The sequence below is a fragment of the Pseudoalteromonas sp. HL-AS2 genome, from assembly GCF_031198805.1.
Classification (GTDB): Bacteria; Pseudomonadota; Gammaproteobacteria; order Enterobacterales; family Alteromonadaceae; genus Pseudoalteromonas; species Pseudoalteromonas nigrifaciens.
Genome location: NZ_CP133571.1, coordinates 1277751 through 1300557 on the forward strand (window position 1 = coordinate 1277751; position 22807 = coordinate 1300557).

The 22807-nt window shown below is 39.1% G+C and carries 19 protein-coding genes; 10 read left to right on the forward strand and 9 right to left on the reverse strand.

Going from position 1 to position 22807, the window contains the following annotated elements; all coding sequences use genetic code 11:
- Window positions 1-476 precede the first annotated feature (476 nt).
- From RB215_RS06140 to adk, 4 genes are all read left to right on the forward strand, one after another.
- Window positions 477-1646, forward strand: coding sequence for an alginate export family protein (locus tag RB215_RS06140; RefSeq protein WP_309217026.1), 1170 nt, complete (start codon window positions 477-479; stop codon window positions 1644-1646).
- A gap of 197 nt (window positions 1647-1843) precedes the next feature.
- On the forward strand, window positions 1844-2557 hold the full coding sequence (locus tag RB215_RS06145) for an RluA family pseudouridine synthase (RefSeq protein ID WP_011327890.1): 714 nt from the start codon (window positions 1844-1846) through the stop codon (window positions 2555-2557).
- A gap of 110 nt (window positions 2558-2667) precedes the next feature.
- Window positions 2668-4581 (forward strand): molecular chaperone HtpG, encoded by a 1914-nt coding sequence (gene htpG, locus RB215_RS06150; protein ID WP_086993345.1) that lies wholly within the window; start codon window positions 2668-2670, stop codon window positions 4579-4581.
- Between the two features lie 164 nt (window positions 4582-4745).
- Entirely contained in the window at window positions 4746-5390 is a 645-nt protein-coding gene (adk, locus tag RB215_RS06155) for an adenylate kinase (protein ID WP_011327892.1), read from the forward strand.
- A 73-nt stretch (window positions 5391-5463) separates the two neighbouring features.
- Here the strand turns inward: adk and tpx are convergent, their stop codons facing one another.
- The gene (tpx, locus tag RB215_RS06160; protein WP_011327893.1) at window positions 5464-6045 is read right to left on the reverse strand and encodes a thiol peroxidase; all 582 of its coding nucleotides are present in this window, start codon (window positions 6043-6045) and stop codon (window positions 5464-5466) included.
- Window positions 6046-6271: 226 nt separating this feature from the next.
- On the opposite strand from tpx, the gene RB215_RS06165 reads away from it, so the two are divergent.
- Window positions 6272-7276 carry a response regulator gene (locus RB215_RS06165; protein WP_011327894.1) on the forward strand — a complete coding sequence of 335 codons (1005 nt, stop codon included), beginning with the start codon at window positions 6272-6274 and terminating at the stop codon, window positions 7274-7276.
- A gap of 5 nt (window positions 7277-7281) precedes the next feature.
- On the forward strand, window positions 7282-8253 hold the full coding sequence (locus tag RB215_RS06170) for a diguanylate cyclase (protein ID WP_011327895.1): 972 nt from the start codon (window positions 7282-7284) through the stop codon (window positions 8251-8253).
- A 78-nt stretch (window positions 8254-8331) separates the two neighbouring features.
- On the opposite strand, the gene RB215_RS06175 is transcribed toward RB215_RS06170, so the two are convergent.
- The 4 genes from RB215_RS06175 to RB215_RS06190 all read right to left on the reverse strand — a co-directional run bounded on the left by RB215_RS06175 (window position 8332) and on the right by RB215_RS06190 (window position 13903).
- A complete protein-coding gene (locus tag RB215_RS06175) occupies window positions 8332-9855 on the reverse strand; it encodes a SpoVR family protein (RefSeq protein ID WP_309217028.1) in 1524 nt (507 codons plus the stop codon).
- Window positions 9856-9874: 19 nt separating this feature from the next.
- Window positions 9875-11158, reverse strand: coding sequence for a YeaH/YhbH family protein (locus RB215_RS06180; protein ID WP_309217029.1), 1284 nt, complete (start codon window positions 11156-11158; stop codon window positions 9875-9877).
- A 30-nt stretch (window positions 11159-11188) separates the two neighbouring features.
- Window positions 11189-13111, reverse strand: a complete 1923-nt coding sequence (locus RB215_RS06185) for a PrkA family serine protein kinase (RefSeq protein WP_011327898.1) — start codon at window positions 13109-13111, stop codon at window positions 11189-11191.
- 210 nt (window positions 13112-13321) lie between these two features.
- Window positions 13322-13903 (reverse strand): superoxide dismutase, encoded by a 582-nt coding sequence (locus RB215_RS06190; RefSeq protein ID WP_011327899.1) that lies wholly within the window; start codon window positions 13901-13903, stop codon window positions 13322-13324.
- 267 nt (window positions 13904-14170) lie between these two features.
- On the opposite strand from RB215_RS06190, the gene RB215_RS06195 reads away from it, so the two are divergent.
- Window positions 14171-14509, forward strand: coding sequence for a Grx4 family monothiol glutaredoxin (locus RB215_RS06195; RefSeq protein WP_004335359.1), 339 nt, complete (start codon window positions 14171-14173; stop codon window positions 14507-14509).
- A gap of 688 nt (window positions 14510-15197) precedes the next feature.
- Here RB215_RS06195 and recN read toward each other — a convergent pair.
- The 3 genes from recN to nadK form a co-directional block, all read right to left on the reverse strand.
- Window positions 15198-16871, reverse strand: a complete 1674-nt coding sequence (gene recN / locus RB215_RS06200) for a DNA repair protein RecN (protein WP_011327901.1) — start codon at window positions 16869-16871, stop codon at window positions 15198-15200.
- Between the two features lie 75 nt (window positions 16872-16946).
- Window positions 16947-17504 (reverse strand): hypothetical protein, encoded by a 558-nt coding sequence (locus RB215_RS06205; RefSeq protein ID WP_089368105.1) that lies wholly within the window; start codon window positions 17502-17504, stop codon window positions 16947-16949.
- A gap of 77 nt (window positions 17505-17581) precedes the next feature.
- The gene (nadK, locus tag RB215_RS06210; RefSeq protein WP_011327903.1) at window positions 17582-18466 is read right to left on the reverse strand and encodes an NAD(+) kinase; all 885 of its coding nucleotides are present in this window, start codon (window positions 18464-18466) and stop codon (window positions 17582-17584) included.
- Window positions 18467-18633: 167 nt separating this feature from the next.
- Here nadK and RB215_RS06215 point away from each other — a divergent pair, with 167 nt between their 5' ends.
- Complete coding sequence (locus tag RB215_RS06215) at window positions 18634-19599, forward strand: HrcA family transcriptional regulator (RefSeq protein WP_041454395.1); 966 nt, start codon at window positions 18634-18636, stop codon at window positions 19597-19599.
- Between the two features lie 57 nt (window positions 19600-19656).
- Window positions 19657-20268, forward strand: a complete 612-nt coding sequence (gene grpE / locus RB215_RS06220) for a nucleotide exchange factor GrpE (RefSeq protein WP_011327905.1) — start codon at window positions 19657-19659, stop codon at window positions 20266-20268.
- A 27-nt stretch (window positions 20269-20295) separates the two neighbouring features.
- Here the strand turns inward: grpE and RB215_RS06225 are convergent, their stop codons facing one another.
- On the reverse strand, window positions 20296-21498 hold the full coding sequence (locus RB215_RS06225; protein ID WP_309217031.1) for a Bcr/CflA family efflux MFS transporter: 1203 nt from the start codon (window positions 21496-21498) through the stop codon (window positions 20296-20298).
- Window positions 21499-21899: 401 nt separating this feature from the next.
- Between RB215_RS06225 and RB215_RS06230 the strand changes: the two genes are divergently transcribed.
- Window positions 21900-22697: a M48 family metallopeptidase gene (locus RB215_RS06230; RefSeq protein ID WP_011327907.1), complete on the forward strand. Its 798-nt coding sequence runs from the start codon at window positions 21900-21902 to the stop codon at window positions 22695-22697.
- Window positions 22698-22807: the final 110 nt, after the last annotated feature.

A 22807-nucleotide genomic window follows, 5' to 3' on the forward strand; every position in this document is an offset into this window, starting at 1 on the left:
TCCATATCCATATCCATATGCGCTGCTCGCATTAGCCGTGGCTGAAACTAACGCCACAACGATTGCTGCACTTAATAAGCTATCGTTTTTATCATTTTATACCTTAAGGCTCTATTAGGAGTGCTCAGTGTTTAATGCTTTATTGGTAGGTGCTATCTGGGATGTCATTCGCTTTTACTAGCTGAAAACCTCGAGTAATTTACTGTTTGAGTAAGAATTATACGCACAATGGCATTACGTTCTCGTGAGTAGAGTGTAACAGGCTATTTTTTATAATATTGATCTTTTTAATAATCACTTATAATTTCAGCTGTGTTTGCAAAAAAATTAGTGTAAACAACACCGATACCGTAAATAGCTTGGCTGGAATAAATTAATATCCGTTTAGCTACACAATAAAGATAACCAATTATTGTGGTTCTTTAGGTTTAACTGATGAGCTAGCTTAGCTAGTCGTCGCGTGCGGAGAAAGTTAAATGACTCGATATGGTTTGTCTTTACTATTACTTTTACTTAGTAGTTGTGTTTTGGCTGAGGTTGCCGTTGAAGGACGTATTAAGTTTCAACACATTGAAAATAATGAGCTCTCCGATACTGATTTATCAACCAACTTCGCTCGACTGCTACTTAAGGCAGATTTGCCACTTAGTAATAATAGCTTATTTTATCTCGAAACGATTGCTGCGTATGATTCCTCTTTTGCACAAGGAAAATATTCATTTGAGCATAATGAATTTGATCTGCATCAAGGCTATCTGAGTGTTACAAGCCCTAATCATGCTATTAAATTAGGTCGACAAGTTTGGTCAGTTGCAGACCAAAGGTTGTTAGGTAAGCGCGAAGGTACCAACGTAAGAAGGCGCTTCGATGGCGTGATGTATCAAAATAACGTCCTTAACCAGCTGCAAATTAATGCATACCATGGCTATGCTGTGGCTAGCAAAACAGGCGTGTTTGATGATAAACATTTATCTTCTGAAAGAATAACAGGTGTGTACTTTAGCACAGCTGAATTACTGCTGCACAGCATGTGGTACCGCGATACCACGGCAGAAAATAACGAAAGCAGACACACTATTGAAGCTCAATATCGTAAAAAATTAGGCCGTTTTAGTAGCACTTTTCACGTGGCTCATCAAACCGGCATAGTAAAGAGTGAGCATACTAAAGCATGGTTTGCACAGTTTTCTGGGCTGTATTCTTTCGCAAACTTAAAGTTTGGCCCTACTTTAAGTTATGCAACGGGCGGTGAGGCAGGGCATGAAGATGGATATTTTCGATCTTTATATGCAAAAGCGCCGTATTATTCTGAGGCAGGTATATTTTCTACCACAAATATCAAACATATAGGCGCAAAATTGCAAGCTCAACTTACTGATAAATTTGATATTAGTTTGGATATGCGTCGATTATTTAGAGTGAACGAACAGGGCGATATTTTTGGTCCTGGCAGGAGTCTATTTATTGCTAATGAGCAATTAAAAGGCGCTAAAATTGCCGATACTTATAGCTTAACAACACAGTATTTGTATACAAAAAAAATCTCTTTTGAACTGATTACCAGCTATATAAATATGAGTAACAGAGCGAATTTAGAAAAAGATCAAAGCTTTTTTGTTGAAGCTATGCTGCATTTTGCCTATTAAGTCACACTGATTAACCAATTCATGGGTTATTTTACAGCGACAAATGTTACTATCTGCTTTTAATAAATGGCCCTGTATCAAGTGTTATCCCTAGCAGAGCAGCTAATCAGCGCTCAGCTTTACCGGTGTAATTTACTCACTTTACTTTGAACCAGACACATGCCGCCTAGGTGGCGCTATGTGTTATTAGGAAGACTATGTCTGAATTTCATCACTTAACCCCCTGCGCTATTGATAACTTTGTCGCGCCGCAGTGTGATCAGAGCGTGCAGATTGTTTATCACGATGAAGACATTTTACTGATCAACAAACCCAGTGGTTTGTTGAGTTTGTCGGGTAAAAATCCGCTCAATTGGGATTCTGTGCATTATCGTTTGGTAAATGGGCAAACAGGTATTACGGCTGCGTACCCTGAGGCTAAGTTACCGCATAGGTTAGACTTAGGTACATCAGGCATTATGATTGTGGGATTAAACGCGGCGGCTTCTAAGCACCTAAATAAACAGTTTCAGGCGCGTACAATTAAAAAGCGCTATGTAGCCATGTTACACGGATGGTTAATTGACGACGAAGGGCAAATTAGTGCGTCGATAGCAAAAGATAAACTGCTTTTTCCGCGGGTTAAAATCTGCGAAACCACAGGTAAAACAGCCGTAAGTGAATATAAAGTGCTGCAGCGCCTAACGCAACCACAGCGAACCTTAGTGCAATTTACACCCATTACAGGGCGTACGCACCAATTGCGTATTCACAGCCAGTTTATAGGGCATCCTATTTTAGGGTGCGATTTATATAACAATGCACAAAGCGAGCATATGGCAGCGCGCTTACAGCTTCATGCAAGTGATTTGTATTTTCAGCACCCGGTAAGCAATGAACAAATTCATATGCAATGCGCTGGTACGTTTTAGTTTTAAGACAATATTGGTTAGGACTTTTTTTATTTTTTCCCTTGAAGTTCTAGCAGCTCCCCCCATATTAAGTGCATAACGCAGACACTTTGCAAATTGGAGATATATAAATGACTGCAGCACAAAAAGAAACATTAGGCTTTCAAACAGAAGTAAAACAATTATTAAACTTAATGATTCATTCTCTTTATTCTAATAAAGAAATATTTTTACGTGAACTTGTGTCAAATGCCTCAGATGCAGCAGACAAGTTACGCTTTTTAGCATTATCACAAGGTGATCTGTACCAAGGCGACGCTGACTTACGTGTGCGTATTAGCGCTGACAAAGAAGCTAACACCATTACTATTTCAGATAATGGTATTGGTATGACACGCGATGAAGTAATTAGCTCTTTAGGGACGATTGCAAAATCGGGTACTGCTGAGTTTTTCAAAAACTTAACTGGCGATCAGAGTAAAGACTCGCAGTTGATTGGTCAGTTTGGTGTTGGTTTTTACTCAGCATTTATCGTGGCAGACTTAGTAACGGTTCGCACCCGTAAAGCTGGCGAAACAACTGCTTACGAGTGGGAGTCTCAAGGCGAAGGCGAGTACACGCTGCAAGAAATTGAAAAAGAAGGCCGTGGTACCGACATTATTCTACATCTTCGCGAAGAAGAAAAAGAGTTTGCTGATGAGTGGCGCCTGCGCAGCATAGTGACTAAATACTCGGATCATATTTCGACCCCAGTACAAATGTACAAAGCAGAAGTGCCAGAGTCTGAAGGGGAAGATGGCGAAAAAATCCCAGCAGTACCAGGTGAGTGGGAAAGTATTAACCGTGCTACTGCACTGTGGACTCGTGATAAGTCAGAGCTTTCAGATGACGAATACAAAGAGTTTTATAAGCACGTAAGCCACGATTGGGAAGATCCACTAAGCTGGGCGCATAACAAGGTAGAAGGTAAAACTGAATACACTAGTTTGTTATACATCCCTAAAAAAGCGCCATTCGACTTATGGAATCGTGATCGCCAAAGTGGTTTAAAACTGTACGTACAACGCGTGTTTATTATGGATGACGCTGAACAATTCATGCCAAGTTATTTACGTTTTGTAAAAGGGTTGTTAGATTCAAACGATTTACCACTTAACGTATCTCGCGAAATTCTACAAGACAACAAAGTAACGCAAGCTATTCGTAAAGGGTGTACATCGCGTATTATTAAAATGCTTGAGCGTATGGCTAAAAACAAAGCGGACGATTACCAAGTATTTTGGAATGAATTTGGTCAAGTGATCAAAGAAGGCCCTGCAGAGGATGCAGCTAATAAAGAAGCAATTTGTAAACTATTACGTTTCTCTTCTACGCATACCGATTCAGCAACGCAAGATGTATCGCTTGAGCAATACGTTGAGCGCATGAATGAAGGCCAAGAAAAAATATACTACGTAGTGGCTGATACGTTTACTGCTGCGAAAAACTCTCCGCATTTAGAGATTTTCCGTAAAAAAGGCATTGAAGTATTACTGCTAAGTGACCGTGTAGATGAGTGGATGATGAGCCACTTAACAGAATTTGCTGATAAGCAACTACAATCAATCACCCGTGGTGATTTAGACTTAGGTAAGCTTGACGACGAAGAGACTAAAAAAGCGCAAGAAGAGTCTGAAAAAGAAGTTGCCGGTTTAGTAGAGCGTATTAAAACTGCGTTAGGTGATGAAGTTAAAGAAGTGCGTTTTACGCATCGTTTAACCGACTCTCCAGCATGTGTTGTTAGCGATGACAACGACATGAGCTCACAAATGCAAAAGCTAATGGAATCGGTTGGTCAAGCCGCTCCTGAAGCAAAACCTGTGTTTGAGCTAAACCCAGAGCATCAACTTGTTAAGCATTTAAATGATGAGCAAGACGAAGATAAGTTTGCACAGTGGTCGCATGTATTACTTGACCAAGCGTTACTTGCAGAGCGTGGCACACTTAAAGACCCTACAGGGTTTGTAACTCGCTTAAATAAACTTATGCTTGAATTAAGCAAATAAGTTTAAAAAATTAAAGATTAAGTTAAAAGGGAACCTAAGTTCCCTTTTTTATACGCTATATGCCCGCTAATGACTTATCAATTAGTATAAGTTGCTTGAGTATCGGCGGCGCTTATGGAAGAATTCAGGCTTCAAAAAACAAACTATTACTAAGGGACAATGATATGCGCATTATTCTTTTGGGCGCGCCGGGTGCAGGTAAAGGCACTCAAGCTCAGTACTTGATGGATAAATACGGTATTCCACAAATTTCGACTGGTGATATGTTACGTGCAGCAATTAAAGAAGGCACTCCACTGGGTCTTGAAGCAAAAAAAGTAATGGATGCAGGCCAGTTAATTTCTGACGATATTATCATTGGTTTAGTAAAAGAGCGTATTACTAAAGCTGATTGCGAAAATGGTTTTTTATTAGACGGTTTCCCGCGCACTATTCCACAAGCTGATGCGATGAAAGAAAATGGCGTAGTGGTTGATCACGTTATTGAATTTGATGTTGCTGATGAAGTGATTGTTGAGCGTATGGGTGGACGTCGTGTTCATCCAGGTTCTGGTCGTGTTTATCACGTTGTTTATAATCCACCAAAAGTGGCAGATAAAGACAACGAAACAGGTGAAGAGCTTATTATTCGTGCAGACGATACTGAAGAAACAGTACGTAAACGCTTAGGTATTTACCATGAGCAAACTATGCCATTGGTTGATTACTACCAAGCAGAAGCTGCTGCGGGTAACACCCAGTATCATAAGCTAGATGGTACACAAGCTGTTGATGCTATTAGCAAACAGTTAGGTGAGCTATTAGGCTAATTTACAGTCCTCTATTAAATAAAAACCGCTAATGTAAAATTTAGCGGTTTTTTTGTGCAGAGTTTAGGTTAATTTAAAGTGCCTTTAGTTTTTCAATCACGCTGGCGTATTCTGGTTCAGTTGCAAGGTTACTCACTAATTGCTTATAAACCACGTTATGGTTTTTATCTAAAATAAGTACAGCGCGTGTTAGTAGCCCCATATCTTTAATTATAAATCCATACTTCTGACCAAAGTCGTGCCATACCGAATCAGAAAGCACAATTACCTTATCTATGTTCTCAGCTTTGCAAAAACGTTTTTGCGCAAAAGGTAAATCGCTACTAATGGTCAACATGGTTATGTTTGGAAATTGTTGTGCTACTTTTTCGTTAAAGTGTTTAGTTTGTAGGCTGCAAATACCGGTATCTAAACTAGGTACTACGCTAATCAAAACGGCTTGGCCTTTATACGCACTCAATGTAACAGGGGTAAAGTTAGCGTCGACCACTTTAAACTCTGGTGCGCTATCGCCTACAGCAACTCCCTTACCTAATAAAGTAACAGGTTTACCTTGTGCGGATACTTTGCCAGCATCAAGCGTGTTTTCGGTATAATCGGCAGCAAAAGCCACAGAACTAAATGCACTTAATGCAAAAATTAACGAGCGAAACATAGGGTATTTCCTTTTAGATTCAGGCTGTAATAGCGTTAAGTGTATTATACTGCGAAGTGCTCACCAAGCAGAAGAAGTAGATGCTTTTATTTATTAATCAAAAATTGTAAACAAGGTATACTTTGATATAACATACATATGTAAAAAATATGTATATAAAAAACAATAATTAAACCTTTATTAATGCAGTTTGATACCTATAACAGGGTCAAAATAGAGAGAGAATATGTCAACATCGGTACTAATATGTGATGATTCAAAATTAGCTAGACGCCAACTAGCTCGATCTTTACCAGTGGATTGGGATATTAAAATTGAATTTGCGCATGACGGTGTAGATTGTATAAACCAAATAAAAAAAATACAGCCAGAAATTCTTTTTCTTGATTTAAATATGCCGGAAATGGATGGTTATGAAGTACTCATAGCGATACGAGAGCTTGGTCTTAATGTGCTCACTGTGGTGGTTTCTGGCGATATTCAGCCGGCGGCACATGAGCGCGTATTAGAGCTAGGTGCAATTGATTTTATTCAAAAACCTTGCTCCGCAGAAAAGCTAGCCACTATTATTGAACATCATGGCATTAAAGACAAAGCAATGCGAGAGCGCCTTGCGCACTCGTTAGGTGAGCAGGTAGACCCTGATGTACGAGATATATACCAAGAGCTTACTAACGTGGCCATGGGGCAAGCAGGCGACCTACTCGCAAGGTTACTTAATGTATTTGTTAAGCTGCCCATACCTAATGTTAATATTCTAGAAGTAAATGAGCTTGATATGGCGCTGCGCTCAATTGATAACAGCACCTCAACCTCGGGTATCTGCCAAGGCTTTATAGGCGGCGGTGTATCAGGGGAAGCATTACTACTTTTAAATGACTCGAGCTTTAAAGAAATAGCATCGCTAATGAACTACGACGGTGAGCTCAATGAAAAAGTAGAGCTAGAGCTGTTAATGGATATCAGTAATATACTTATTGGCGCTATTTTAACTGGACTCTCTAAACAACTTGATATGACATTTAGCCAAGGGCATCCCATAGTACTGGGTCAGCATAGAGATGTATCAGAGCTGGTTAAATCTAACAAACCACGTTGGCAACGTACCTTAGCAATCGAGATAAGTTACGGTATTGAAAACCACAATATAAATTGCGATTTGATGTTGTTATTTACCGAAGACTCACTAAAAACTTTGAAGTACAAAGTTGCCTACCTATTAGAAGATTAACGATTATGTCAGCTGATTTAAATATGAATGAAATCCATTGGTTAATGGATATGTTTAATACTGTTGATGTGGGCCTAGTGGTGCTCGACAGAGAATATAAAGTGTGTGTATGGAATGGTTTTATGGAAAATCATTCTGGATTACTGCCAAGCGCAGTTAAACACAAAGACTTATTTGATTTATTTCCCGCAATAGATGAAAAGTGGTTTAGAAGTAAATCTGAATCCGTGTTTGTACTAAAAAACCGCTCGTTTACAATTTGGGAACAGCAACCTTATATCTTTCGTTTTAAAAACTATCGGCCAATTACCGGCAAAGCTGATTATATGTACCAAAATGCCACCTTTATTCCACTAACAAATACCCGTGGTGATGTTGAGCATATATGTATTATTATTTACGATGTAACAGATGTAGCCGTTAATAAAAAAGAACTCGAACAGTTAAATAAAAAGCTTGAGCAAGTTAGTCAAACCGATAGCTTAACGCAGCTAGCTAACCGAGGGCACTGGGAACATACGTTACGCCAAGAGTTTTTGCGTACTAAACGCAGTGGTGGTTGCAGTACTTTATTAATGTTTGATATTGACCACTTTAAAAAAGTGAACGATGAGTACGGCCACAGTTGTGGTGACGAGGCATTGCGTCATATTGCAAAATTACTAAAAGGCACATTGCGCGAAACAGATATAGCAGGGCGCTACGGTGGTGAAGAATTTGCTATCACCTTACTCGATACTGATAAACAAGGTGCGATGATAATAGCCGAGCGTTTACGTGAACTAATTGCGGCAACCCCGGTGGCTTACAAAGATCAGCTAGTGAGTATGACGGTTAGTATTGGCATTGCCTCTTATAGTAATGAATTTAAAAACCATGAACGCTGGATTGAGGCTGCCGATAAAGCACTTTATAATTCAAAACACAATGGTAGGAATAGTATTACTATGTTTGACGATATAAAAAATGACGCCTAAGCGTCATTTTTTATATCGGTTAGTTAACGCGAGTATGCAGCGTTGCTTAATAAATCTATTATCCATAACCTAGATTATTTACTCCGTGGTATGGCGATAATCATCTATTGGACATTGACTAAGAATAGAAACTTCACCGCTACTCGACTCTTGCTCTAGCTTTACTTTAAATCCCCATAAACGGTAAAGATGTTTAAGTACTTCATCGTGTGAGTTAGCGAGCGGAATATTATTGTGCGGCACATAACGTAATGTAAGAGATCTGTCGCCTCTAATATCAACATTATAGATTTGAATATTAGGCTCGTGATTACTTAAATTATATTGCGCCGATAACGCCTCTCTCACTGCTTTATAGCCATTATCATCATGAATAGCACCTATTTCTAAATGAGGGTTATTTGTATGATCAACAATAGTAAATAATTTAAAGTCACGGATCAGTTTAGGTGATAAAAACTGGCTTATAAAACTTTCATCTTTAAAGTTTTGCATAGCAAAGTGCAGCGTGTCGAGCCAATTACTGCCAGCATACTGCGGGAACCAGCGTTTATCTTCCTCTGTTGGCTGCTCACAAATACGGCGAATGTCTACCATCATATTAAAGCCCAGAGCATAAGGGTTTATACCCGAGTAATATTGGCTATTATAAGGTGGTTGATAAATCACATTAGTGTGGCTTTGTAAAAACTCCATCATAAATGAATCAGTCAATTTTCCTTCGTCATATAAGTGATTCAAAATAGTATAATGCCAAAATGTAGCCCAACCTTCATTCATCACCTGGGTTTGTTTTTGCGGATAAAAATATTGCGATATTTTACGTACAATCCGAATGATTTCACGCTGCCATGACTCTAGCAATGGCGCATTTTTTTCAATAAAGTATAAAATATTTTCTTGTGGCTCTTGTGGCTCTTGTGGAAAATGACGCTCATGCTTTTTAGCTTCTTGTTGTTGAGCTGGAATAGTGCGCCACAACTCGTTTACTTGTGATTGTAGATAGTCTTTTCGTTCTTGCTGGCGCTTTTGTTCTTCAAATAATGAAATACGTTGCGGGCGCTTGTATCTGTCTACGCCGTAATTCATTAGCGCATGACAAGAGTCGAGCAGGGTTTCTACCTCAGTAATACCGTATTTTTCTTCGCAGCGGCTAATGTACTTTTTAGCAAACAGTAGGTAATCGATAATTGAGCCGGCGTCGGTCCAGGTTTTAAATAAGTAATTCCCTTTAAAAAAAGAATTATGCCCATAACAAGCATGCGCCATAACCAGTGCTTGCATGGGCAGGGTGTTTTCTTCCATTAAATAGGCAATACATGGATCGGAGTTAATGACGATTTCGTAGGCTAATCCCATTTGACCGCGTTTATAATTTTGCTCAGTTTGAATAAACTTTTTACCGTATGACCAATGGCTATAGCCTATAGGCATACCAACGCTAGAATAGGCATCCATCATCTGCTCAGCGGTGATCACTTCAATTTGATTAGGGTACGTGTCTAAGCGATAGTGCTGTGCAACACGGGCTATTTCATCACGGTACTGGGCCAATAACTCAAAAGTCCAATCTGGGCCATCACTTATATGTTTATCCTTCATATTTACTACCTCGCTTAGGCTATGCAGCCCCTTGCTGCTGACGACCTTTTTTAAATAGCTCTCTAAAAATAGGGTAAATATCCTCAACGCTTTGAATATGTTGTATGGCAAAATTAGCATGGCTTTGGGTTATGTCTTGATACTCGCGCCATAAACTTTGATGCGCCCGTGTGGTTATTTCTATATAGGCAAAATAGCGCACTGCGTTTAATAATTTATTACGCAAAATTTGTCCACATTGCGGTGTGTCGTCTGCCCAGTTATCACCATCAGACGCTTGCGCGGCATACACATTCCATTGTTCAGAGTTATAACGCGCTTTAATTATTTCGTCCATGAGTTTAAGGGCACTCGAAACAATCGTGCCACCGGTCTCTTGGGAGTAAAAAAACTCTTGTTCGTCAACTTCTTTAGCTTGCGTGTGATGGCGAATATATACCACTTCAATGTCTTTATAGCTGCGTGTTAAAAACTGATATAGCAAAATATAAAAGCGCTTAGCCATGTCTTTTGTGGCCTGATCCATAGAGCCAGACACATCCATAATACAAAACATCACGGCTTTGCTGGTAGGGTGAGGGCGCTTTTCGTAATTACGAAAACGTAAGTCGTAATTATCAATAAAAGGCACTGCCTTAATTTGCTTTTTAATTAGTTCAATTTCACTGTTTAACAGCACAATAGCAGCTTCATCAGGATGTGCTTGTGCAAGTAAAATAACTAACTGAGCTTCAAGCTCTGCCAATAAACGCTTTTTACCTGCGCTCATGGCCACGCGCCGTGCTAACGAGCCTTTGAGTGAACGTACAATATCAATATTACTTGGCATACCATCGCTGCAAAAACCAGCGCGATGAGTTTTCATTTGTACTAGTTTGTCGAGCTGATTTTCTTGCAAGTTTGGCAGCTCTAAATCCTCAAACAATAAATCTAAATATTCATCCTTTGAAATCGAAAATACAAATTCGTCTTGGCCTTCTCCCGAGTCGCTCGCTTCACCGCCTCCTGCGCCACCACCTTGCCCACCTTTAGGGCGCTCTACTTTATCGCCAGTAGAGAACTGATCGTTCCCTGGATGTATTTGTTCTCTATTGCCGCCTTTTCCTTGATGAAATGTAGGTTCGCTAATATCGCGTTGCGGAATAGAAATACTCTCTCCCGAACTTGCGTCGGTGACACTGCGTTTATTAATCGCATCAGAAACCGCTTCTTTAATTTGTTTTTTATAGCGCCTAATAAAGCGCTGGCGATTAAGCGTGCTTTTATTCTTTGCGTTTAATCGCCTATCTATAAAATGCGCCATTAATTACCTCCTAAACTACCAATATGAAGGTTATTGCGATTTTCTAACCCGTAAATACCATTCAGATAACAACCGCACTTGTTTTTGTGTGTAGCCTTTTTCGACCATACGATTAACAAAGTCTTCGTGTTTTTGCTGATCCTCGGCAGAGGTTTTGGTATTAAACGAAATAACGGGTAGCAAATCTTCGGTATTAGAGAACATTTTTTTCTCGATCACGGTGCGCAATTTTTCGTAGCTGGTCCACAGTGGGTTTTTACCATTATGGTGCGCTCGAGCCCTAAGCACAAAGTTTACTATTTCGTTACGAAAATCTTTTGGATTAGAAATACCCGCTGGCTTTTCTATTTTTTCAAGTTCTGCATTAAGGGCATCACGGTCAAATAGTTGGCCAGTATCGGGGTCGCGGTATTCTTGATCTTGAATCCAAAAGTCGGCGTAAATAACATAACGGTCAAAAATATTTTGTCCGTATTCAGAGTACGACTCTAAGTATGCGGTTTGCAGCTCCTTACCAATAAACTCCACATATTGCGGAATTAAATAGCCTTTTAAAAAGCTCAAATAACGCTCTTCGGTATCAGATGCAAACTGCTCACGCTCAATTTGTTGTTCTAACACATAAAATAAATGTACTGGATTCGCAGCAACCTCTAGGGTGTCAAAATTAAATACTCGCGATAAAATTTTAAAAGCAAAACGGGTAGAAAGTCCTGTCATACCTTCATCAACCCCAGCATAATCTCGATACTCTTGATACGATTTAGCTTTAGGGTCGGTGTCTTTTAGGGTTTCGCCGTCATACACTCGCATTTTTGAAAAAAGGCTCGAGTTTTCAGGCTCTTTTAATCGTGATAGCGTTGAAAACTGCGCTAAAATTTTAAGTGTTCCCGGGGCGCATGGCGCGTTGTACAACTCACTGTGTTGAAGTAGCTTATCGTAAATTTTAATTTCTTCGGTAACACGTAAGCAATAAGGAACCTTAACAATATATACCCGGTCTAGGAATGCCTCATTGTTTTTATTGTTTTTAAAAGTTTGCCACTCAGATTCGTTAGAGTGGGCTAGTATCATGCCGTTAAAGGGCAGAGCACTAATACCTTCAGTACCGTTGTAGTTACCCTCTTGGGTGGCTGTTAGCAGAGGATGCAGTACCTTAATAGGCGCTTTAAACATCTCAACAAACTCCATTAAGCCCTGGTTTGCTAAACATAAAGATCCAGAGTAGGCGTAAGCATCGGGATCATTTTGTGCAAAATGTTCTAGTTGGCGAATATCTACTTTACCTACTAGTGCCGAAATATCTTGGTTGTTTTCATCCCCAGGCTCAGTTTTGGCAATCCCTATTTGATTTAAAATAGAAGGGTAGCGCTTAACCACTTTAAATTGACTAATGTCGCCGTTAAATTCTTTTAAGCGTTTTCCGGCCCAAGGCGACATAATAGTTTTCAAATAGCGTGGTTTAATGCCGTATTCTTGTTCAAGTAATTTAGCATCTTCAATCGGATCGAATAATGACAGCGGGTGGTCGTTTACAGGGGAGCCTTTAATAGAATAAATGGGTACTTGTTGCATCAAGTATTTCAGTTTTTCGGCAATAGATGATTTACCACCACCAACCGGACCCAATAAATAAAGAATTTGTTTACATTCTTCTAGGCCTTGAGAGGCGTGTTTTAAATAAGAAACAATTTGTTCGATGGCATCTTCCATACCATAAAAATCAGCAAAGGCAGGGTAGCGTGCTACTACACGATTAGAAAACAATCGACTTAAGCGTGCGTCTGTTGCTGTGTCTATCATTTGTGGCTCGCCAATTGCCATTAGTAGACGCTCAGGAGCACTTGCGTAGGCAGATTTGTCGGTTTTACAAATATCTAAAAACTCAGCAATACTGTACTCTTCTTCTTGTCCAGCTTCATATCGTGCTTGGTAATGATCAAAAATCGTCATAAAGACCTCCAAAACCCACTTTAAAAATAGCTTAACTTCTTAAAGTCTAGTCACGATTTTGAATTTTTGTGCAATAAAATTAAAAATTTATATTAAAAATTATGATCTTGACTTTTTAATATAAGAGGTACTTGTACAAGGAGGTGGTAATTTACCAAGCATAAAAAAAGACGCCGCAGCGTCTTTTTAAATTTAGCTTTTAAGGGCTAATTAAGCGAAGTTAGCGTTCGCGAATTCCCAGTTAACTAGCGACCAAAAACCTTTAAGGTAATCTGGACGAACGTTACGGTAATCGATGTAGTAAGCGTGTTCCCATAAATCCACAGTTAGGATTGGAGTAACACCATCATCAGTTAATGGTGTAGCAGCGTTAGAAGTGTTAACTATGTCTAGTGAACCATCAGCTAGTTTAACTAACCAAGTCCAGCTAGAACCAAAGTTATTAACTGCTTTGTCGTTTAATGCTTCTTTAAATGCATCAAAAGAGCCCCATTTAGCATTGATTGCATCAGCAACCGCGCCAGTCGGTGCACCACCGCCATTTGGCGATAAACTGTTCCAGTAGAACGTATGGTTCCAGATTTGTGCAGCGTTGTTAAACACGCCACCGTCTGATGAACATACGATTTCTTCAAGAGATTTGTTTTCAAACTTAGTGCCTGGGATCAAACCATTAAGTTTAACAACATAAGTGTTGTGATGTTTACCATGATGAAACTCAAGAGTTTCTTTTGAAATATGCGGCTCAAGTGCATCAATTGCATATGGTAGTGACGGTAGTTCAAATGCCATTTTTTATCTCCATCTTCTTTTAGTTAATAGTCCATTTAGTAATACGTAATGCCTGTTGGAACAGGCCAGTTATCTATACCAAACGGGAATATAGTGTTACTATAATTGTTGAGTATTCTACTCAAGTTTTAGCAAACAGCAATGCTATTGCTAAAGACTATTTCAATTGCGGCTTTATTTGCCCATTTTAAGTTATAGATCTATGGTCTCACTGAGTTATTTTCAAGGCCTTAGGTATATTAAATTATCGTCATTTTGAGGTTGTAGATGGAAACCATTGATAAAATTAAACAGCAAATTTCAGAAAACCCAATAATCCTTTTCATGAAAGGATCGCCTAAGTTGCCTAACTGTGGTTTTTCTTCACAAGCATCGCAAGCGTTAATGTCATGTGGTGAACCATTTGCATATGTTGATATTTTACTTAATCCAGACATTCGTGCTGAGCTTCCTGCTTATGCAAATTGGCCTACATTCCCACAGTTATGGGTAGATGGCGAATTAGTTGGTGGTTGTGATATTATCATCGAAATGTTTCAGCGTGGTGAATTACAACCATTAATTACTGAAACAGCAGCTAAATATAAAGAAGCTGACGCAGAATAATATCTCGATAAGCACGCTTTTTAAGGTGTATTGATACAAAATTTTGCTAAAACAATAAAACCACTTTTATAGTGGTTTTATTGTTTTTTATTAATCGTTTCTTATCGATAAATTAATCATTAAAAACTTACCAGCCAAACCAAATTAGACGTGCGTAAATGCTGCAACATTAGCTTTTAGACTTAAAAAGTTGAGTAGCTCAGCAATAAAATACCTACTAAAAGCCAACATCAAAGCACCACATTAAAACGCTTTACCCCACTGTAAGTACTTTATTTATTGCTTGAATAAAATACAGTAATACTTAGTCCATAGAAAAATGATCTAATGAGGGTCTGCCTTTTGCTTTTGCGCGTTTTAAACCTAAATAACAGGCTAAATTACATAGCAATTGCAATGTAATTATTACCCCACAAATAATAATAAAATTGTTCAAAGTGGCTGTTGTATTATTCATTATAAAAAACAGCGTGATCAATAACTGCCATACCAATGCTGTATTTAAATAGCGCAATAAAATCTGCTTAAAGTGAGTATGTTTAAAGGTACTCAAAATTAGAAAAACAAGGCTAACGATTAACACTAACCAGCCCGCAGTTAAACAAAAGTAGGCAACTGTATTTTGCATTTTAATCCTTAACTCTTAACCCTACTAACCACATATTAAAATAAACGTATAAAAGTAATATTAAGCGTGTGCCATTATTAGCTCTTTAGCATTTGCTTTTGCTGTTTTACTTATATTATCACCCCCTAATAGGCGTGCTATTTCGTTAACTCTGCCATCTTTGTTTAAAGGCTGCATATGGGTAAAAGTTTCTCCATTTGCTATTTCTTTAGCAACAAAAAACTGTTGATGCGCACTGCTGGCTACTTGCGGTAAATGGGTAACACAAATCACTTGGGTAGACTTACCTAATTGACGCAATAACTTACCAACAGCAGAGGCCGTTGGGCCGGAGATCCCCACATCAACTTCATCAAAAATAAGGGTAGGTGTTGTGACTTTTTGCGCAATAATTACCTGAATAGCTAAACTTATACGCGACAGCTCACCACCCGATGCAACCTTTGCTAATGGTTGTAATGGTTGTCCTGGGTTAGTTGATACTAAAAACGATACATTGTCGTAGCCTAAGCTATTTGGTGCGCGTTCGGTTTCTTGAGTTAGGGCAATTTCAAATATGCCGTTTTCCATTGACAGGTTTGCCATGCTGTTACTAATTAAGCGGTTTAGTGTATTAGCATACTCACGGCGGCTTTGGCTTAGCTGTTCACTAGCATGTTGATAATGGCTAAGTGTGTTTTCAATTTCAGATTCTAACTGCTCTAAGCGAGAGCTGTTATTGCTAATAGACTCGAGTTCTTGACTAATAGCTTGATGAAACTCAACCAATGCCTGTGGTTTAATATGGTGTTTACGCGCTAAATCCATAGCGCCGCTTAATCTGTTTTCTACCTCCACCAAGCGAGCAGGATCTAAATCGGCCTGCTCAGTGTAACTGCGCACTTCTCGGCTAGCTTCTTCTACTTGTACTGCGGCCTCTGCAAGCAATGTAGCTACACTTGCTAATGTTTCGTCATATTGTGCCAGCTCAGAAAACTGTTGCGCGCTGTGTTGCAATAACGAACAAGCATTTTGCTCATCACTTTCGTATAAATGCTGTAACTCACGCTGACACGTTTCTAAAATCGTTTGGCTATTACTTAACTTGTAATGCTCAGCTTCTATTTGTTCAAACTCACCTTCTTGTAGGGCAAACTCGTTAAGTTCTGCTACTTGGTATTCTAATAGTTGTTTTTGCGCAGCTTGCTGCTGCTGTTGTTGTTGTAAGTGTTTAAATTCTTTTTGTAAATTAGCAAATTGCTTATAGCTTTGGCTAACGCCACTGACCAAATTATGATGTCCGGCATAGGCATCTAGTAGCTGCAGTTGATGCTCGGCTTTTAACAAGTGTTGGTGGGCATGTTGGCCATGAATCGAAATTAAATACTGGCCAAGCTCTTTTAGTTGCGCTGCTGTTACAGCGCTGCCATTAATGTAGCTTTTGCTGCGGCCATTTTTACACACCACGCGGCGCAATAAACATTCGTTATCGGCGTTACTCAACATATTTTGTTCTAAAAAAGCATGAGCGAGGGGTAAATTACTTAAATCAAATTGCGCGCATACTTCCGCTTTATCTGTGTTTGGGCGCACAGCTGAGGCTTCGGCGCGCTCGCCTAAACATAGCGAAAGGGCATCAATAGCAATCGACTTACCCGCACCCGTTTCACCGGTAATTGCGGTCATGCCGTTTTGCCACTCTGTACTTAAATTACTTACAATTGCGAAATTTTTAATTTCTAAACCAATTAACATACTGTTTATCCATCCAGTCAATTGACTGTTAATTTATACAGTGTTTTGGTTTTTTGCAAATTAAATTTTTATGACTTACGCAATTTCTTCATCTTGAATAATTTTAGAATGGCTATTAGTTTCGCTTGTTTCGTCAGCATTATTAATATTATCAGCGAGTTGTTCTATGTCTTCTGTTTTAATATTAACAATAAGGGCGGGTAAAATAGTTTGATAAAAAGTCTTGTTATATAAAATACCTTGCAAGGGAAGTTCCGCTACAAAGTACTGGATATTATCGACTAAATTTTGAGAAACATTGCTTTGATAAGTTTTAATTAACTCGTTCGACAGTATATTAATAAGTAAATCGGCAGTACTTTCTAACTGGTTTAGGTTTTCATCCGTGTGAGCTTGCACCACAAAAAAATTGCTTACAATGGCTTGTATACGTGGCAGGTATTTGGGTCGGATAAGCTTAGCGTCAAGTAACTCATTGAGCTTTAGCTTTAAGCGAGTATTAACTTGTGATACTCGAGCATTAAAAAGCTTTTTTTTCGCTTCGATTGCTTTTTTACGGTTATTTTCAACAATTAAATAACTAGCTAATAATGTAATTAATAATAATAAAGCAAAAAAAACAATATAAGTCATTGCCGCACAATCCTGATTTGGTTAGCTATTTTATAAAAAATATATTTTGCTCTAAAGCACGATACTTAGCAATAAAATTAGTATAAACGACTGCCCCAATTGAGCTTTTGGCGTAATACGTTGTAATAAGAGTAATTTTTAGGATGAATAAGGCGCAGCTTTTTATCGGCTTTTTTAATGACTACCTCATCACCAGGTAAAACGGCGAGTACCACATGGCTGTCGCAGCTAACTTGCAAACTATCGGTGTTCTCAAGGCTTAGTTTTAAGCGTACTTCGTTATCGGCATCAACTACCAGAGGTCGGCTCGATAAAGTATGTGGAAACATAGGCACTAGCGCTATTGCGTTAAGCTCAGGAGTAAGAATAGGGCCGCCCCCCGATAGTGAATAAGCAGTTGAGCCGGTAGGGGTAGATACAATAAGTCCATCAGAGCGCTGAGAAAACACAAAGTCGTTATTTATAAAGGCTTCAAACTCAATCATATGCGCTACTTTGTCGGCATGTAAAACGGCTTCGTTTACAGCCGAGTTTGCACTTTTAAGTTCGTTATGACGATACACTTCTACTTCGAGTAAGAAGCGCTTTTCTTCAACATACTCACCGCTGAGTACCTGCTCTAAACTGGCTTCGAAACCCTCGGGGTTTAAATCGGTTAAAAACCCAAGGTTGCCTCGGTTTACACCTATAACGGCTATATCAAAGCGTGCTAATACACGCGCTGCGCCAAGCATATTGCCATCGCCACCTACTACAATGGCTAAATCAGCTTGTTCACCTAAGTCGACCAGTTTAACTAACTTATTTTTTGGTATATCAATAAGTTGGCTTCCTGTGCGTTTTTCTACAATAACTGTAAAACCAAGCGCAAGTAAAAATGTATGCAGGCGCTGCAAGGTTGCCGCCGCATCTGGATGATTTGGTTTACCAATAAGGCCGATAGTGCGAAAAGGAGAATCCATAATAAATACACAGCAAGTTTTAATATTTGTAGAGTAACCTAAAACAGAAGTGTTTGAAAATACAGATCGTTAGCAATACTGCAATGAATTAATCTTGCAGCTCATTAATTTACGTGCCGTGTAGCTAATGACTTGAAATTAAGAAGCTCTGCCCCGATATAAAGCACATGAGACAAGATGCAGTAACCATGAAACTAAACCCACGAGATCAACAAATTTTTGCGGCTGTAATGAGCACGTATTGTAATGGTGAAGGTTTACCTGTGCCATCAACAAAAATTGCCAAGCTAAAAGGTATGGCAGTTTGCTCAGCTACAGTACGTAATGCCATGGCACGTTTAGAGAAAGTGGGCTTGCTCTACTCACCCCACACATCAGCGGGGCGCGTGCCAACAGACTACGGATTTGATTATTGGTTTGAGGAATTTTTTGCACTCGCCGACATAGCTAATTACTGGCAACCTGCGCAAACACAATTAGTTGAATTAGCGCATGGTTTAAGTCAGCGTTATCAGGTGTGTTGTTGTGTTGGTTTGCCACAGGTACGCTCGCAACAAGTATTTAGAGTGGAAGTGCTCGATTTTGATTCCACGGATTGGTTAATCTTATTAATAGACAGAGCAGGGCAAAGTCATAACATTTGTATTAATAAGCCCGATGACGCAAGTGATACTGTGCGTTATCAGTTTGCCACGTGGTTAAATACGGTATTTAGCCAACAAACCTTAATAGAAGGCTTGTACCGTATGCAGGCAATGGCTAATACTGCGCCGCGTAACTGTCATGATTCACTCAACCAATGGACGCGTGAACTAAGCCAAAAGCTTGGCTCTGATAATAGTATTGTGGTTGGTGAAAACTATTTGTATAAACAAATAGATTGCGAGCAAAGCCTAAACATTGGGGTGTCTTTTTTAAATTTTGTCGAAGACAAGCTAGTATTTAAAAATGGGGTGTCGGTACTTAATACTGAAAACCTACCTTTTTCAGAGTGTAACGAATTGATTGTGATTAGCTTGCCGTACTTTCAAAATCAAGAATATCAGAGTCGTTTTTGTGTAATTTGTCCAAAATCAGCGCCAATCGAAAAAATAATCCAAGAATTTAAATTAATTGAGACATCTAACTCTTGAATCTTTTAATTCAATCCCCATAATTACCGCAGTTGTAAAGAATTGGAGCACATATTTATGTCTGAGCAGAGACAAAACCCAGAACAAGAAGTAGAATTAAACGAAGACCTAGCAAAAATGGAAGCTGATGTTGAAGCCGCTGTACAAGCAGCAGAAGAACACGCAGAGCAAGAGCAAAGCCCTGAAGCCGAAATTGCAATGTTATATGCAGAGCTTGAAGTAGCAAAGCAAACAATAGCAGATCAAAAAGACGGTGTAGTTCGCGCCGCTGCTGATGTTGAAAACATGCGTCGTCGTGCAGCACAAGATGTAGAAAAAGCACATAAATTTGCACTAGAGAAGTTTGCTAACGAATTACTCCCGGTTATTGATAACTTAGAGCGCGCAATTGAGTTTTCTGATAAAGAAAACGAAACGCTAAAACCTGTGCTAGAAGGTATTAGCATGACGGTAAAAAGCTTTAACGATGCTGTTGCAAAATTTGGCGTTGAAATTGTTAACCCACAGGGTGAGCAGTTTAATCCAGAGTTTCATCAAGCTATGTCAATTCAGCCAAGCAACGATGTATCGCCAAATACAGTATTAGCGGTAATGCAAAAAGGCTACACCTTAAACGGACGTTTATTGCGCCCAGCTATGGTTATGGTATCTAAAGCAGCTGACGCTTAAGTTGTTATTAATGATTTAAAAAATGCCTCAATTTGAGGCATTTTTTTTGCTATTTAAATAGTGAACCAATTGCACTAAAACAGTTAGTATTACAGCACCAAACATCAAGCTTGAAAAAGGCACGGCACTTTTAGCATGTAGTATAGCTAATAGGGGGCCGACCAAAGCACCGCTACCAAAGCGTAACGTACCAATAACTGCGGTTGCTGTGCCTGTATTTGCTTCAAACTTCATTAAAATAAGTGAGTCAGCATTACTGGCTATTATGCCTAAGCTCATCATAAGTGGTGCAATAGCACCAACAATAAAGTAAAGCGACAGCTGCATAATACTAAAAGTAAGTAACGCAGCGCCCGAAAGTAAGCCAAATATTAATCCGTAGTAGAGCATTTTACGAGAGCCAATTCGCGGCACAATACGAGTATTTAAAAAATTCCCAAACATGAGTGCTATAACGTTAAATGCAAACAAAATGCCAAATAACTGCTCTGATACTTTAAATAAGTCTAAATATACAAACGGTACTGAGGTTAAAAAACAAAAAAATCCAAACGAGACAAACATAGAGCTTAAAATGTCGGCACGTGCATCTTTGTTACTCAGTATTATTTTATAACTATTAAAAAATAATGGCAGCCCTTTAAGGTCATTTTTAAAAATAGGAATGTCGATTAAATACACATGCACAAAAGCTAAAATAATAAAGCTGTAGGCCGCTAAAATTAAAAAGATGGTAGACCAAGCAGAAAACCCTAAAATAAGCGAACCAATTGAAGGTGCAAGTAATGGCGCTACCATCATAATCATCGATACATAAGACATACCTTTGGCGGTGTTTTTTTGGTAAATATGCCTAATTATCCCAGGAACTACCACGGTTGCCGCTGCACCGGTAAATGCCTGTACGGTACGCAAGACCCAAAATGAATATATATCGGTAGTAAAGGCAAGTGCTAATGACGTTATACCAAATAAAGTTAAGCCAATTTTAGCCAATTTACGGCGACCAATTTGATCGGCAATAGGGCCAAAAAATAACATCCCTAATGCATAGCCCGCTAAATAAATACTTAACGATATTTGTACGTTAGGCATACTGGTTTGTAAGTCGCCCGCAATAACTAACATTGCCGGTAAATACATATCAATAGCTAAAGGCGTAATTGCCACAATACTAGCTAGTAAAGGCAATAAAATACGGGTGTTAAAAGACGAAGCCGATGCAGGCATGTATAAACTCAATCATTACTAAACAGGATGTATAGTGTAACAGGGCATGCTGATTGGATAAACTTAGTTTGCCTGCTAAGTTAATTGTAATGGGTAAATAACCTGAGATCCGGATAATAAACCTATCTCGAGCAGCTATTTTCAGCGCTAACTGCGTTGAATTTACTTGCAATAGGCCAGCTATTGACGCGTAAATTTGCCTTATTTTCACTGAAAATCTCTGGCTAGAGAAAATAAAATTAAATATAACTATGATTCAATACGTTAGTAAATCTCTTAACCAGAGTTCAGGTTAAATAAACAACAAAATTTTATTGTTACTTGCTAAAAAGCAATTATTTTAAACTGCGGTGGTATTTGCTATTCTAGCGCTAACAAAAAATATGATTTGAGGGAATATAATGAAAAAACTCGTGATAGCTATATTAGCTACTGCAGTGCTGGCTGGCTGTAAAACATCACCAACAGGGCGCACCCAAATTGCGCTTTATTCTGATCAACAAATGAGTGAAATGGGCACAGCCAGTTTTGCTGAGATGAAAAAAAATCAGCCAATCAATAAAAATCCACAAACTAACGCGTATGTAAATTGTATTGCCGAGCAAGTAGTGGCTGTTTTACCTAAGCAGTACGCTTCGCAAAAATGGGAAGTAGTGGTATTTGAAGACGACTCAGCGAATGCGTTTGCATTGCCAGGCGGTTACATTGGTGTGCATACGGGGCTGCTAAAAGTGGCTACTAACCAAGACCAAGTGGCTACAGTGCTTGGCCATGAAGTAGGGCATGTAATTGCAGAGCATTCGAACGAGCGTGTATCGCAAAGCTCAATGCTACAAACCGGCATGCAAATTGGCGGTGCAGCTCTTGAAATGGGTAATGTTGGGTATCGTAACGAAATTATGCAGGGTTTGGGCTTGGGTGCACAATACGGTGTTGTATTGCCGTTTAGTCGTTCGCACGAATCAGAAGCTGACGAAATCGGCTTGGATTTAATGGCGCAAGCTGGCTTTGATCCAAAAGAGTCAGTTACTTTATGGCAAAATATGAGTAAAGCGGGTGGTGGCGCAACACCTGAGTTTTTATCAACTCACCCAGCACCAGCAAGCCGAATTAAAGACTTGCAAGCACAAATGAGCCAAGCTTTAGGTGAGCAAAAAACAGCAAGAGCACAGGGTAAAAACCCACAATGTAAGCTGTAATTTAGTTTAACTACAAATAAAAACCCTGTAAGTAATTTACTTACAGGGTTTTTATATTCAGTGCTAATCTTTATTTATTGAGTAAAGAGCTATTAGGGAGTCCATATAAG

Excerpts from the sequence above, each read along its gene's own strand:
- recN (WP_011327901.1), bottom strand. The coding sequence starts at position 16,871 with ATGTTAATTGGTTTAGAAATTAAAAATTTCGCAATTGTAAGTAATTTA.
- htpG (WP_086993345.1), top strand. The coding sequence starts at position 2,668 with ATGACTGCAGCACAAAAAGAAACATTAGGCTTTCAAACAGAAGTAAAA.
- RB215_RS06195 (WP_004335359.1), top strand. The coding sequence starts at position 14,171 with ATGGAAACCATTGATAAAATTAAACAGCAAATTTCAGAAAACCCAATA.
- RB215_RS06170 (WP_011327895.1), top strand. The coding sequence starts at position 7,282 with ATGTCAGCTGATTTAAATATGAATGAAATCCATTGGTTAATGGATATG.
- RB215_RS06145 (WP_011327890.1), top strand. The coding sequence starts at position 1,844 with ATGTCTGAATTTCATCACTTAACCCCCTGCGCTATTGATAACTTTGTC.
- RB215_RS06140 (WP_309217026.1), top strand. The coding sequence starts at position 477 with ATGACTCGATATGGTTTGTCTTTACTATTACTTTTACTTAGTAGTTGT.
- nadK (WP_011327903.1), bottom strand. The coding sequence starts at position 18,466 with ATGGATTCTCCTTTTCGCACTATCGGCCTTATTGGTAAACCAAATCAT.
- adk (WP_011327892.1), top strand. The coding sequence starts at position 4,746 with ATGCGCATTATTCTTTTGGGCGCGCCGGGTGCAGGTAAAGGCACTCAA.
- RB215_RS06225 (WP_309217031.1), bottom strand. The coding sequence starts at position 21,498 with ATGCCTGCATCGGCTTCGTCTTTTAACACCCGTATTTTATTGCCTTTA.
- tpx (WP_011327893.1), bottom strand. The coding sequence starts at position 6,045 with ATGTTTCGCTCGTTAATTTTTGCATTAAGTGCATTTAGTTCTGTGGCT.
- RB215_RS06190 (WP_011327899.1), bottom strand. The coding sequence starts at position 13,903 with ATGGCATTTGAACTACCGTCACTACCATATGCAATTGATGCACTTGAG.
- RB215_RS06205 (WP_089368105.1), bottom strand. The coding sequence starts at position 17,504 with ATGACTTATATTGTTTTTTTTGCTTTATTATTATTAATTACATTATTA.
- grpE (WP_011327905.1), top strand. The coding sequence starts at position 19,657 with ATGTCTGAGCAGAGACAAAACCCAGAACAAGAAGTAGAATTAAACGAA.
- RB215_RS06185 (WP_011327898.1), bottom strand. The coding sequence starts at position 13,111 with ATGACGATTTTTGATCATTACCAAGCACGATATGAAGCTGGACAAGAA.
- RB215_RS06175 (WP_309217028.1), bottom strand. The coding sequence starts at position 9,855 with ATGAAGGATAAACATATAAGTGATGGCCCAGATTGGACTTTTGAGTTA.
- RB215_RS06165 (WP_011327894.1), top strand. The coding sequence starts at position 6,272 with ATGTCAACATCGGTACTAATATGTGATGATTCAAAATTAGCTAGACGC.
- RB215_RS06180 (WP_309217029.1), bottom strand. The coding sequence starts at position 11,158 with ATGGCGCATTTTATAGATAGGCGATTAAACGCAAAGAATAAAAGCACG.
- RB215_RS06215 (WP_041454395.1), top strand. The coding sequence starts at position 18,634 with ATGAGACAAGATGCAGTAACCATGAAACTAAACCCACGAGATCAACAA.
- RB215_RS06230 (WP_011327907.1), top strand. The coding sequence starts at position 21,900 with ATGAAAAAACTCGTGATAGCTATATTAGCTACTGCAGTGCTGGCTGGC.